This window comes from Hydrogenophaga sp. (assembly GCF_019264445.1).
Taxonomy (GTDB): domain Bacteria; phylum Pseudomonadota; class Gammaproteobacteria; order Burkholderiales; family Burkholderiaceae_C; genus Hydrogenophaga.
This window is the reverse complement of the sequence record NZ_JAHVAB010000073.1, coordinates 19,327-31,843: the sequence shown is the minus strand read 5'-3', so window position 1 is coordinate 31,843 and position 12,517 is coordinate 19,327. Positions and strand designations below refer to the sequence as shown.

Sequence of the window (12,517 nt, the reverse complement as noted above, 5' to 3'; positions counted from 1 at the left end):
CCTGCACAGGTGCAGGCGCGCGGCCTGGCGGTGCAGACGCTGGTGCGGGTGGAGCAACGCAACTTGCTGGCCGAGCGAGTGGCGGCCGAGCTTCGCGCGCGCAACGATTTCGAAAAAGCCCCCGGTGTGGTGCGCCGTTTTCTCACCGGTCCGTGGTCGCAGGTGCTGGCCCAGGCGCGCCTGGAGGTGTCGGACGCCTCGCCCGTGTCGCCGGCTGACTCCCCCGCGCTGCGCTACAGCGACATCCTGCCGGACCTGCTCTGGTCCAGCCAGCTGGCGCTGGCCAGCCTGAACCGCCCGCGCCTGGTGAAAGTGATTCCGGGCGTGCTGCGCACCCTGCGCGAGGGTCTCGACTCGATCGACTACCCGCGCGAGAAAACCGAATCGTTCTTTCAGGCACTCATGGGCCTGCACGAAGCCGCCTACAAAACGCAGCGCAGCGAGCCCGCGCCGCACGATGAACCGCCCAGCGTTCAGCACGAGCTCGACGACGAGCCCTGGATGCAGCGCACCGAGGCCCGCGATTCGTGCCTGATGGACGACTCGTTCACCGATGGGCCGAGCACCCAGGTTTCCACCCAGCCCGCCTTCCTGGAGACACGGCCGCTGCAGCGCGACTGGGCCGACCTCAAGGCCGAGATGGCCGGGCAGGGCGCTCAGGTGCTGCCGGTGGGCACGTGGGTGGATGTGTTGCAGGACGGCCAGGCCATGCGCTGGCAGATCACCTGGGCCAGCCCGCACGGCACGCTGTTTCTCTTCACGGGGGCCAACGGGCGCTCGTTGTCGATGACCAAGCGGGGCCTGGAACGCCTGCTGGAACAGGACCGCCTGCGGGTGGTGGCCCACCACGGGGTGGTGGACGAGGCGCTGGACGAAGTGGCGCGCCAGGCCTGGATCAACAGCAGCAGGAGCTAAGAGCACCCCCCTGCGCCGCTTTGCGGCTTCCCCCCTCTCTGGCGCGCCTTGGGCGCTGGGAGGGGGGACGGTACCTCGGGCCGGCGTAGCCGGACCCTGGGTACCCCTGGTCTCTACGCGATCACTCCTGTCGTTATGCTGCCTTGCGTTGCAGCTTCTTGCGCACCAGGTGGATGTTGTTGCGCAGGGCGTAGAGCTCGTCGGTGTACGACAGCGGCACCACCACTTTTTCCACTTTCGACTCCATCGCGTCGAGTTGCTCCAGCAGCGCTTGTGCGCTGTCGCTCTGGTTTTCCTGGCGTTGTTCGATGTCGCGCAGTTCGGCGTACCAGCGGAACACGCGCTTGCGGATGCGGAAGGTGTAGAGCGGCGGCACGATGCGCGAGAGCGGCAGGGCGAGCGCGATGATCAGGCCCATCGCGAGCCACATGCGCTCGATCAGGTTGGCCAGCCAGAACGGCAGGTAGCGCTGCAGGAAGGGCTGAGGGCCGCCCTTGATGGCGCGTTGCGCTTCTGGCGAGATGGGGACCTCGCTGTGTTCCAGGCTGGGGTACTCACGCGCCCGGCTGAACCAGCTCGCGCCGCCGTGCAGCGTGGTGGCGGTTTGTGCAAACAGCTGCAGGATGGCCGGATGCGTGTCGCTGTGGGCGAGCAGGCTCGTGGTGGACGCGACCAGCCGCACGTTGCGCGGCGGGATATTGGCCGCGAGATCCACCACACCCTGCGGCATCACCACCGGCGTGAGATAGCCGAAGCGGCGCGAATAGGCTTCGCTTTGCGCGAAGTCCAGCAGCTTCACGCCGGGTGTCTGCAGCAGCATCTGCACCATCAGCGATTCGGGTGCCGAGGCGAACACCACGGCGTCCAGCTCACCGTTGAGGAACGCCACCGTGGCCGGCGTCTGCTCCAGCTCGCTGAGCGTCATCTCGGAGGCCTTGAGGCGGTTGACGTCGAGCAGGGTGGAGAACAGGCGCGGCACGCCGCTGCCCGGCGTGCCCACGTTGACGCGCCAGCCTTTGAGATCGGAGAGCTTGCCGACCGTGGGCGATTTGTGCAGCCGGCGTGCCGAGTCTTCCCGGTAGAACAACCACAGGGGCTCAACGAACAGGCTGCCCAGCGAGGTGATCGCGTCTTCGTCGTCGTAGCCGATGTCGGCCGTGCCACCCTGCACGAAACCCAGGTCGGCCTGGCCAGTGCGCAGCAGCTCCAGGTTGGCCGATGAGCCCTCGGAGGCCAGCAGCTCCACCGTGATGCCGTTGCGCGCGAGCGCCTCGGCATAGCGTTTGCCGAACTCGTCGTACGCGCTCTGCGCGGGGCCGGTGGCCAGTACCACGCGCTCGGGCGGATTGGGTTTGAGCCACCAGTAGGTAAAGCAGAGCAGGGCAATCGTGAGCACCGCGAACGGTCCGGCCGAGAGCAACATCTCGCGCAGCGAGAGCAGGGTGTAGCGCAAGGTTTTGGGCATGGCGAGACATTAGCACGCCATGCCTGTGCGCCCTGTATGCAGAGATGTGTGACGAGATGTGCGCGCGCGCGGCGCGCCGCTCACACGGCAGCGGGGGTGCGGTGCGCGTGGCTTTCCAGGCGGAAGATGCGCACCGCGTCGTTCATGACGCGCGCCTGGGCTTGCAGCGAGCTGGCGGCCGCGGCCAGTTCTTCCACCATGGCCGAGTTTTGCTGCGTGACCGAGTCAAGCTGCCCGACGGCCTGGTTGATCTGGGTCAGGCCCATGGCCTGCTCCTGCGTGGCGCCGGTGATGTCGGCGATCAGGCCGTGTACCTGCTCCGCCGACGTGACGACTTCGGTCATGGTCTTGCCGGTGCTGTGCACCAGCTGGCTGCCCGCGGTCACCTGCTCGGACGACTCGTCGATCAACACCTTGATTTCCTTGGCGGCGGCCAGCGTTCGCTGGGCGAGGTTGCGCACCTCGCCCGCCACCACCGCAAACCCGCGCCCTTGCTCGCCCGCGCGCGCGGCCTCCACGGCGGCGTTGAGCGCGAGGATGTTGGTCTGGAAGGCAATGCCATCGATCACGCCGATGATTTCGCCGATGCGTTGCGACGAGCGGCTGATGCCGTCCATGGTCGTGATCACGCGGTGCATGGCCTCGTTGCCCTCGCGCGCCACCGCGGCCGAGCGCTGCGACAGCGCAGAGGCCTCGCGCGAGGCGTTGGCGCTGTGCTGCACCGTGCTGCCCAGCTCTTCCAGCGAGGCCGCGGTTTGTTCGAGGCTGCTGGCCTGTGACTCGGTGCGCGAAGACAGATCCTGGTTGCCGGCGGCGATCTGGTTGGAGGCCACCTGCACGCCCTCCACCTCATGGCGCACATCGGCCACCACGGCCTGCAGGTTCACGTTGAGCTGGCCGAGCGCGCGAGAGAGTTCACCAAACTCGCCATGCGTCTGCCCGACAAAGCGCGCGGAGAGATCGCCTGCCGCCATCAGGTTGGCAAAGCCGATGGCCTGCGTGAGCGGCGCCAGCATCTGGCGGCGCAGCTGCAGCGCCGCCAGGGCGGTCACGGCCAGCAGGGCCAGGCCGGCGCCGACGTGCGCCGCCACACCAAATTGCCCGGCCACCTCGCCGGTGACAAGGCCCACGGCAGCCACGCCCACGGTCGAGAGCGCGATGCGACGACCGATGGACAGGTGCAGCATGCCCTGGAGTTTGCCCAGCCAGCCGGTGCGCACCACGCGGCCCCGGTGCAGGGCGATCGTGGGCTGGCCGCTGTCGTGCTCGCTGCGCATGCGGCTGTACAGGGCCTCGGCCTGCTGCACCTGTTCCCGCGTGGGCCGGGTGCGCACCGACATATAGCCCACCGCCTGGCCGTTTTCCACCACTGGTGTGGCGTTGGCCACCACCCAGTAGTGGTCACCGTTCTTGCGCCGGTTCTTCACCAGGGCCGACCACGGCGAGCCGCTGGCCAGCGTGGCCCACATGTCGCGGAAAGCCTCCGCGGGCATGTCGGGGTGGCGCACGAGGTTGTGCGGCTGGCCGATGAGTTCTTCGCGCTCAAACCCGCTCACCGCCACGAAGGCCGGGTTGCAGTAGGTGATGCGGCTTTGCAGGTCGGTGGTGGAAACGAGCGTGACGCCTTCGGGAATCACGAACTCGTTCTGGGTGACAGGCAGGTTGGTGCGCATGGTGACTCACTTATGTCGTTGCATTCACCTGCCTTTATCGACCCTCCGACTTGAGCGCAATAGCTCGAATTGAGGGGTTTTTGCGCGGATTGCGGAAAGCTTGATCCAGATCAAACGCGTGCTTTTCAGGGCGCGGGTGTGATGTTCGTCACGGTGTACACGCCGTTGATCTTCTCGGCGGTGAAGCGCACCTTGTCGCCCGCCTTCACGTTGGCCAGCAGCGCCGGGTCGCGCGCCTGGAACACCATGGTCATGGGGGGCATGTCCAGATTCTTGATGTCGCCGTGCTTGAGCGTGACCTTGCCGTTGGCCGCGTCCACCTTGCGCACCTCGGCCTCTGTCAAGGGCAGCGCACCGGCCGCGTCGCCTGCCGTGCGCTTGAAACCGCCCGCCGCGTTGCCCGCGTGGCGCTGGAACACGCGCGAGCTGCCGTCGCGCTGCACCAGCAGCACGTCGTAGGCATCGCGGCGCTCGCCGTACACCGGGCCATCCATGCCGGGGCTGCCCACCGGCATGCCGGGCACCGCCAGGCCGATGGCATCGGGTTTCTCGGCCAGCAGGCGGCGGATCTCGCTGGCCGCCACATGGCCCTCGACCACGTAGCCACCGACCAGCGCGGTGTGGCACGAGCCGTACCTGGCCGGCAGGCCCAGACGCTGGCGCACGGCGGTGTTGCCGCTGTCGAACACCTGCACCTGGAAGCCGTCGGCGCGCAGCAGCGCCACCCAGTCGTTGCAGCAGCCGCAGTTGGGGTCTTTCCAGACCTGGAGCGCGGGCAAGGGGGTTTGGGCAAAGGCCAGCGGGCTGGCCAGCGACAGGCCGATGGCGGCGCTGAGCAGTTGTCGTCTTTTCATGCGGTTCTCCTTGGGTGGGTGTCAGGCTTTGGGCTGGACGCGGATGGTGCCGCGCATGCCCGCTTCAAAGTGGCCGGCGATCAGGCAGGCGAACTCGAAGTCGCCCGCGCGGTTGAAGGTCCAGACGATCTCGCCGCTCTTGCCGGGCGACACGTGGGCCATGTAGGGTTCATCGTGTTCCATGCCGGGGTGCTTTTTCATCATCTCGGCGTGCGCCTGCAGTTCGGCAGGGGTGCCCAGCACGATTTCGTGCATCGCCCGCCCCTGGTTGACGGCGCGCAGACGCAGCGTCTCGCCCTCGCGCACCTGCAGGTGGTTGGGCGTGAGCTTCATGTCGTCGGTCATGCGGATGGTGACCGTGCGCGTGGCGGCACCGGGTTCGGCGGCAATGCCCCAGGGCTTTTGTTCTTTCACCACGGGCGCGGCGGCTTTGCCATGCGCTTCGCCGTGCGCGTGCACGGCGGGCAGGGCCAGCGCACACGGCAGGCCGATGAGGCCGAGCTGGAACTGGCGGCGTGTGAGGGTAGTGGGGTTCATGGGGTGTCCTTCTGCGGTTTCAGTGGGCATGGCCTGCGCCGGCGGCGGGTTTGCGCGCGCTGGCAGCGGGTGGGGTGGCAGGGGTCGGCGCGGCCGGCCGTTGGGCGGCAGGGGCCTGGCCGGTATCGGCTTCGCGCGCCTGGGTGCCGGTGGGCATGGCGTAGTCGCCGGGGTCGCGGTAGTCGCCGGCTTTCAGGTCCGCGCGCACCTTCAGCGTGGTGAACATGCCGCCCATTTCGATCGGGCCGTATGGGCCGGTGCCGGTCATCATGGGAAAGGTGTTGGCCGGCAGCTCCATCTGCATCTCGCCCATGTCGGCCATGCCGCGCTCGCCCATCACCATGTAGTCGGGCGCGGCGCGCTGCAGCGGTTTGACCAGGCCCCGGTGGTCGGCACCGATCATGGTGGGCACGCCGTGGCCCATGGCGCCCATGGTGTGGTGGCTCTTGTGGCAGTGCATGGCCCAGTCGCCGGGTTCGTCGGCGGTGAACTCGATCTGCCGCATCTGCCCCACGGCCACGTCGGTCGTCACCTCGGCCCAGCGCGCGGTGCGCGGCACCGGGCCGCCGTCGGTGCCTGTCACCTCGAACTCGATGCCGTGGATGTGCACCGGGTGGTTGGTCATGGTGAGGTTGCCCACACGCACGCGCACGCGCTCGCCCAGGCGCGCCACCAGCGGCGTGATGCCGGGGAACACGCGGCTGTTCCAGGCCCAGATGTTGTGCTCCAGCATGGTGTTGACCTGCGGTGTCATGCTGCCCGGCTGGACGTCGAACGCATTGAGCAGGAAGCAGTAGTCGCGCTGCACCTCGTCGATGAGTGGGTGCTTCTGCCGGGGGTGTGTGACCCAGAAACCCATCATGCCCATGGCCATCTGCACCATCTCGTCGGCGTGCGGGTGGTACATGAAGGTGCCGGGGCGGCGCGCGGTGAATTCGTAGACAAAGGTCTTGCCCACGGGAATGGCCAGCTGGTTGAGGCCACCCACGCCGTCCATGCCGTTGGGCAGGCGCTGGCCGTGCCAGTGGATGGTGGTGTGTTCGGGCAGGCGGTTGGTGACGTACAGGCGCACGCGGTCGCCCTCCACCACTTCGATGGTGGGCCCCGGGCTCTGGCCGTTGTAGCCCCACATGTTGACGAGGAAGCCGGGCGCCATTTCGCGCACCACCGGTTCGGCCACGAGGTGGAATTCCTTCACGCCGTGGTTCATGCGCCAGGGCAGCGTCCAGCCGTTGAGCGTGACCACGGGGTTGTACGGGCGGCCGGCACCGGTGACACCGGGTGGTACCCAGGGCGCGGCGGTGTCGGCGGAGGTCTGCTGCACGGCTTCAGGCAGGGCGGCGAGCGCGACGCGGCTCACACTGCCTGCGGCCACGGCGGTGGCGGCGGCGCCGGCAAAGAAATGTCTTCGGTTGAGGTGGGTGGTCATGTCAATGTCCTGCGGTGGGGGCAGCGGTGGTGACTGAGGCTGCGTTGTCGGCGGCGGCGTGGCCTGCGCCGGCCAGCAGGGCCTGCCAGTCGGCCTGCGCGAGCCAGTAGCTGCGCTGCGCCTGCAGGGCGGCGTCGAGTGCGCCCAGGCGTTCGCGCGCGCTGGCCAGCAGCTCCCAGGTGCTTTGCAGCATGCCGTTGTAGCGAAGCTGGGTTTCCTGGGCCAGGGTGGTTTGCAGCGGCACCACCACGTTTTGTGCATGCAGGGCCAGGGCGTGGCGGCTTTGCAGCGCGGCCCAGGCCTGCCGGGCCATGGCGCGGCGTTCGGCGGCCAGCGCCAGCAGCGCGGCCTGCGCGTGCACGGCGCGCTCCAGCGAGCCGTCGCGCAGCAGGCTGAGGTTGTCGATGTGGGGCGGCTCGCTGTCGGCACGCGTGGCGTTGGGCTGCGCGTCCAGCGCAGCGTTCACGGCCGCGTTCCACGCGTCGAGCTGCGACGGTGCGATGGCCGACATGTCGCGCTGGGTGAGCAAGCGCGACTGCGCCAGCGTGGGGTGGCTGCGCAGCACGGCGGCTTCCAGGGTGGCGGGCGTGAGGCCGGTGCCCGGGCTGGCTTGTTCGGGGAGCGCCGGCAGCTGCTGGGGCAGGCGCTCGCCGAGCTGGGCCACGGCCTGCGCCTCCCAGATGCCCAGCAGGCGGGCCAAGTGCTCCTGCGCTGCCTGCGATGCGCTGCGCGCGTCCACCAGGGCCTGCCAGGCGTTCGCTTCGATCAGCTGCTCGCGCGCCTGACGTGCCTGGCTCCAGTTACCGGCCACCACCATGCGCCGGCCCAGCTCGCTGCCGGTGCGTGTGGCGTCCAGCAACTCTGCGAGCAGGCGCTCGCGCTGGCGCGCGGCCGTGGCGTCAATCCACGCGCGCTGAAGCTCGCGCACGTGGGTGGCATAGGCCACCTTCACCTGGGCGAGCGTCAGCGGGTTCATGTCGGCGTGCGTGAAGAGTTCGGGGCGGTGCCGCAGCGACAGGCGCAAGGCCTCGCGCCAGGTCAGTGCAGGCGCAGCGGGAGCTGTGGCGGCCTCGGGTGTGCCGGCCTCCCAGCGCAGCAGGTCGGCGTGCCCGCGCGGGAATTCGGCGACGCGCTGGTTCACGCGCTGCCAGATGGCGCGCGCGGCGGCCAGATCGGCCGGCAGGGCGGGGGTGTCGGCGCTGGCGCCGGGCGGCAGCACCCATGGCGCCGGTTGGACGGGGTGTGCGGGGTTGGCTGCACCCAGGGCGTCGGGCGCCTGGGCGTGGGCCGATGCCAGCACGAGGGCACAGCCCATGGACACACCGGCGCGCAGGGGGCGGCGCCAGATGGGCGAAGTTCGCCGGAAAACGGTCATGAAAATCTCCTGAAAACACAGACCAGCGTCTGCGGCGCGCCGGTGTCAGGCGGCGGCGGACGCACCTCGGGTGTGTGCGCTCAGGAAATGGGGGGTTTGATGCCCCGGTGGGGCTCGGTGCTCGCGAAGCGCTCGGCCGGTGGCGCGAGCACGCCATGCGCCATGGCCAGGGCCGGCACGGCGGGGGTGGGCAGCGCCATGGCCGGGCCGTTGCACACGTCGCAGCTCTTGTGCGTGTGCTCACCGCCGCCCTCGTGCGAGGGGGTGGTGTCGCTGGCCATGGCGTGGTCGGGGCAAGGGGCGGCTTCGGGCGTGCCGGCCTGGTTCATGGTGTGCGCGGGCGGTGCCAGCATGGCCACCGCCATGGCGTCGCTCATCCAGCCGCGGATGGGCAGGAGGGCAATCATGAGGGCGAGCAACCAGTGGCGCATGGCTCTGGATGATACGGCGCGGGGTGTTTGGTTCCGCAGCCCGGCGCAATCAGGTCGGGCATTGCAGCACCAGCGCCTGAACCGGCTGGGTGAGCGTGGGGTTGGTCACCACGAAGGCCACGCGGGGGTGGCTGCCCGCGGGCAGGGTGAGCTGCGTGGTGTGCGCCTCGGCGCCCGTCCAGGGTTCAACGGGTTGGTAGAGGCTCACCACGTGGTCGTGCCGCAGTTGCTCGCCCGCGTTCTCCCCCCGCGTGACCCTGCTCACCAGGCCGTCCTGCAGCACCGCCCAGTAGCCCGCGAGCCTGGGGTGTGCGGTGCTGGCGGCCAGGTGCGCCGTGACCACGTTGCCCTGGCGGCTGAGCCGCAGGCCGGGCGCGCTGGCGGGCGGCAGGGGCTTGAGGTCGCGCGCGGTCTGGCCGGTCCAGTCGCGGTGGTCGCGGCCGTTGTGCACCACCTGGGGCGTGTAGACGTATTTGCCACCGAGCGCTTCTTTCAGACGGTACTGGCGCGCGGTGGTGTCGGGGGTGGCGAATGGGTCGCGCCAGCCCAGGTGGTTCCAGTAGTTGACGTGAAACGACAGCGCGAGCACCCCGTCCTGAGGCTTGAGGGTGGAGAGCCAGCGGTCGGCCGGCGGGCAGGAACTGCAGCCTTCAGACGTGTAGAGCTCCACGACGGCGGGTGGCTTGGGCCCGCTGCGCACCTCGCAGGTCTGCGCCAGTGCGGCGCTGCTGAGGCAAATGCCGGCCAGCGCGGGCGCCAGTCGGAGGATCGAACGGGTGGGTGACATGGCCATCTCCAGTGTTGGGATGGCGGTTGGTCGGCGCGAGGCCGCCAAACTTACAGGCCCCCGCGTCAGGGCAGTTGCGGCGCCACGCCGAAGCGCGGTGGCGGGGGCAGGAATTCTTCGACGGGCTCGGCGGCTTTTGCTTGCGGCACAGCCACCGGAGCGGGCAGACCCATGCCGCGGCTTTGCATCACCGCGCGCAGGCGGTCGGGGTAGTCGGTGATGAGGCCGTCCACGCCCCAGTCGATCAGGCGCGCCATGTCCTGCGGGTCATTGACGGTCCAGGGGATCACGCGCAGCTCGAGTGCGCGGGCCCGCTGCAGCACCTGCTGGTTGAGGTCGTTGAAGTTGGGCGACCAGATCTTGCCGCCCGCAGCAGCCACCAGGGCCGGCGCGTCCTCGAAGTCGGCCAGCTTGAGGCCTGCGGTCCACTCGCCGCTGGCCAGCGTGTTGAAACGCGGTGACTGCGCCGAGAGGTAAGACAGCGGCATGCCGGGCGCGAGCTGTTGCGCCACCTTCTGGATGCGCCAGTCAAAGCTCTGCAGGCTCACGCGCCGCGCCATGCCGTGGCTGGCAATCACGTCCAGCACCGCGCGCACGAAAGTGTCGGGGCTGGGCGATTCATCCGGCTTGCCGGGATGGATCTTGAGCTCGATGTTGAAGCGCACCTGCTGCGCGCCGAGCTGGCGCACACGCTGGAACAGCGCGGCCAGCGTGGGAATGCGCTGGCCGTCGCGCGCGGTCTGTTCGGCGAAGTCGCGCGCGTAGCGGCTGGCCGGGTTGATGCGGCCCACATCCCATTCGGCAATGTCGGCCAGCGTGAGGCGGTTGAACGGCTGGCCGCGCGCCTGCAGCCAGCGCCCGCTGGCATCGCGCGTGAGATCGGGGTTGGGGGTGGTGTCGTGCGAGATCACCGGCACGCCTTCGGCGCTGAGCACCACGTCGAGTTCGAGCGTGGTCACGCCGATGGACAGGGCGCGGTCAAAGGCGGCCAGCGTGTTTTCAGGGGCCAGGCCGCGAGCGCCGCGGTGGCCTTGCGCGTCAAACGCGAGCGCGGCGGTGGCGCACCACAGCGAGAGGCCCAGCGCGGTGGTGCAGCTCCAGCGAATCCAGGTCAGGCGTTGCACGCCCGGTGAGGTGGCATCGGTCATGGCGCGCAGTCTGACAGCGACGCATGACCGATGCAAGACAGATCAATGACCCAGGATTTTGGACAGGAAATCGCGGCTGCGTTCGTTCTGCGGGTGGTTGAAGAACTCGGTGGGCGTGTTCTGTTCGACGATCTGGCCCTGGTCCATGAAGATCACGCGGTCGGCCACGGCCTTGGCAAAGCCCATCTCGTGCGTCACGCAGATCATGGTGATGCCCTGGTTGGCCAGCTCGATCATCACGTCGAGCACTTCCTTGATCATTTCCGGGTCGAGCGCGGAGGTGGGCTCGTCGAACAACATGATCTTGGGCGTGAGACACAGGGCGCGCGCAATCGCCACGCGCTGCTGCTGCCCGCCCGAGAGCTGCAGCGGGTACTTGCCCGCCTGCTCGGCAATGCGCACACGCTGCAGCTGCAGCATGGCTTTTTCTTCGGCCTCTTTCTTCGGCATCTTGCCCACCCACATGGGTGAGAGCGTGAGGTTCTCCAGCACGGTGAGGTGCGGGAAGAGGTTGAACTGCTGGAACACCATGCCCACGTTCTTGCGCACCTTGTCGATGGCCTTGATGTCGTCGGTGAGCTCGATACCGTCCACGAACAGGTGGCCCTGCTGGTGCTCTTCGAGGCGGTTGATGCAGCGGATCAGCGTGGACTTGCCCGAGCCCGAGGGGCCGCACACCACGATGCGTTCGCCCTTGGCCACATCGAGGTCGATGTCGCGCAGCACATGGAAGTCGTTGCCGTACCACTTGTTGACCTTGTCGAAGCGAATGATGGGTTCGGTCATGGGCGGGTTCCTTTATCGGGCCTTGCTGGCGCTGAGTTGTTTTTCGACCCACAGGCTGTAGCGCGACATCGAGAAACAGAAGATGAAATAGACCAGGGTGATGAAGAGGTAGGCCTCGATCTTGAAGGGCCGCCAGTTCACGTCGGAGTTCAGCGCCAGGGCCAGCGCACCGGTGAGCTCGTAGAGCGAGACGATGGTGACCAGCGAAGTGTCCTTGAAGACGGAGATGAAGTTGTTCATCATGCTGGGCACCACCATGGCCAGCGCCTGCGGCAGCACGATCTTGCGTTGCGTCTGCCAGTACGACAGGCCCAGCGTGTCGGCCGCTTCCAGCTGGCCCTTGGGGATCGCCTGCAGGCCGCCGCGGATGATCTCGGCCATGTAGGCCGCCGCAAACAGCGTGATGCCCACGATCACGCGCACCAGCACGTCCACCGTGACGCCTTGCGGCATGAACAGCGGAAACATGAACGAGGCCATAAACAGCACCGAGATCAGCGGCACGCCGCGAATGAGCTCGATGTAGACGATGCAGGCCGAGCGGATGGCGGGCAGCTGGCTGCGCCGCCCCAGCGCCACCACGATGGCCAGCGGAAACGCCATGAAGAGCGAGAGCGTGGCCAGCATCACCGTGAGCGGCAGGCCGCCCCACAGGTCGGTGCGCACCGCGCTCAGCCCGAAGACGCCGCCGAGCATCAGCACGAAGAACACCGCCAGCACACCCATCCACAGCAAGGGCAGCCAGGGCTTCCAGAAGGCGCGCATGCAGCTGAGCACCAGGCCGCCCAGCATCACGCTGGTGGCCAGCAGCGGGCGCCACTGCTCGTCGAACGGGTAGCGGCCGAACAGGATGATGCGGTACTTCTCGGTGACCACACCCCAGCACGCGCCGATGCCGCGCGCGGCCTGGCAGGTGTCGGCGTCGTTGACGTACACGGCGCGCAGCAGCGCCCAGTTGATCAGGCCTGGCAATGTGTAGAGGATGAGGGCGGCCAGCAACACGGTGGTGAGCGTGCTGCGCCAGTCGGCGAAGAGGTTGCGGCGCGCCCAGGGTGCGAAGCCCGTGGTCTTGACGGGCGAAGGGCGCGGCGCGATGGGGACGAAGTGGTCGGCCATG

General features: G+C 68.5%; 12 protein-coding genes. 1 reads left to right on the top strand and 11 read right to left on the bottom strand.

Going from position 1 to position 12,517, the window contains the following annotated elements; translation table 11 throughout:
* On the top strand, positions 1-915 hold a 915-nt coding region (locus KXJ60_RS16025), incomplete at its 5' end, for a DUF1631 family protein (RefSeq protein ID WP_291130187.1).
* A 133-nt stretch (positions 916-1,048) separates the two neighbouring features.
* On the opposite strand, the gene KXJ60_RS16020 is transcribed toward KXJ60_RS16025, so the two are convergent.
* The 11 genes from KXJ60_RS16020 to KXJ60_RS15965 all read right to left on the bottom strand — a co-directional run bounded on the left by KXJ60_RS16020 (position 1,049) and on the right by KXJ60_RS15965 (position 12,516).
* On the bottom strand, positions 1,049-2,380 hold the full coding sequence (locus KXJ60_RS16020) for a TAXI family TRAP transporter solute-binding subunit (RefSeq protein WP_291130184.1): 1,332 nt from the start codon (positions 2,378-2,380) through the stop codon (positions 1,049-1,051).
* An 80-nt stretch (positions 2,381-2,460) separates the two neighbouring features.
* Positions 2,461-4,053, bottom strand: a complete 1,593-nt coding sequence (locus KXJ60_RS16015; RefSeq protein WP_291130181.1) for a PAS domain-containing methyl-accepting chemotaxis protein — start codon at positions 4,051-4,053, stop codon at positions 2,461-2,463.
* A 125-nt stretch (positions 4,054-4,178) separates the two neighbouring features.
* On the bottom strand, positions 4,179-4,907 hold the full coding sequence (locus tag KXJ60_RS21690; protein WP_363318074.1) for a copper-binding protein: 729 nt from the start codon (positions 4,905-4,907) through the stop codon (positions 4,179-4,181).
* A 21-nt stretch (positions 4,908-4,928) separates the two neighbouring features.
* The gene (locus KXJ60_RS16000; RefSeq protein ID WP_291130179.1) at positions 4,929-5,444 is read right to left on the bottom strand and encodes a cupredoxin family protein; all 516 of its coding nucleotides are present in this window, start codon (positions 5,442-5,444) and stop codon (positions 4,929-4,931) included.
* 19 nt (positions 5,445-5,463) lie between these two features.
* Positions 5,464-6,873, bottom strand: coding sequence for a copper oxidase (locus KXJ60_RS15995; protein WP_291130176.1), 1,410 nt, complete (start codon positions 6,871-6,873; stop codon positions 5,464-5,466).
* A 1-nt stretch (position 6,874) separates the two neighbouring features.
* Positions 6,875-8,248, bottom strand: coding sequence for a hypothetical protein (locus KXJ60_RS15990; protein ID WP_291130173.1), 1,374 nt, complete (start codon positions 8,246-8,248; stop codon positions 6,875-6,877).
* Positions 8,249-8,328: 80 nt separating this feature from the next.
* Positions 8,329-8,679: a hypothetical protein gene (locus tag KXJ60_RS15985; protein ID WP_291130170.1), complete on the bottom strand. Its 351-nt coding sequence runs from the start codon at positions 8,677-8,679 to the stop codon at positions 8,329-8,331.
* A gap of 49 nt (positions 8,680-8,728) precedes the next feature.
* Positions 8,729-9,466: a DUF1223 domain-containing protein gene (locus KXJ60_RS15980; RefSeq protein WP_291130168.1), complete on the bottom strand. Its 738-nt coding sequence runs from the start codon at positions 9,464-9,466 to the stop codon at positions 8,729-8,731.
* A 65-nt stretch (positions 9,467-9,531) separates the two neighbouring features.
* Positions 9,532-10,614, bottom strand: coding sequence for a glycerophosphodiester phosphodiesterase (locus KXJ60_RS15975; protein WP_291130164.1), 1,083 nt, complete (start codon positions 10,612-10,614; stop codon positions 9,532-9,534).
* Between the two features lie 42 nt (positions 10,615-10,656).
* Complete coding sequence (locus tag KXJ60_RS15970; protein WP_291130161.1) at positions 10,657-11,400, bottom strand: amino acid ABC transporter ATP-binding protein; 744 nt, start codon at positions 11,398-11,400, stop codon at positions 10,657-10,659.
* Between the two features lie 12 nt (positions 11,401-11,412).
* Entirely contained in the window at positions 11,413-12,516 is a 1,104-nt protein-coding gene (locus tag KXJ60_RS15965; protein WP_291130158.1) for an amino acid ABC transporter permease, read from the bottom strand.
* Between the last annotated feature and the right edge of the window lies 1 nt (position 12,517).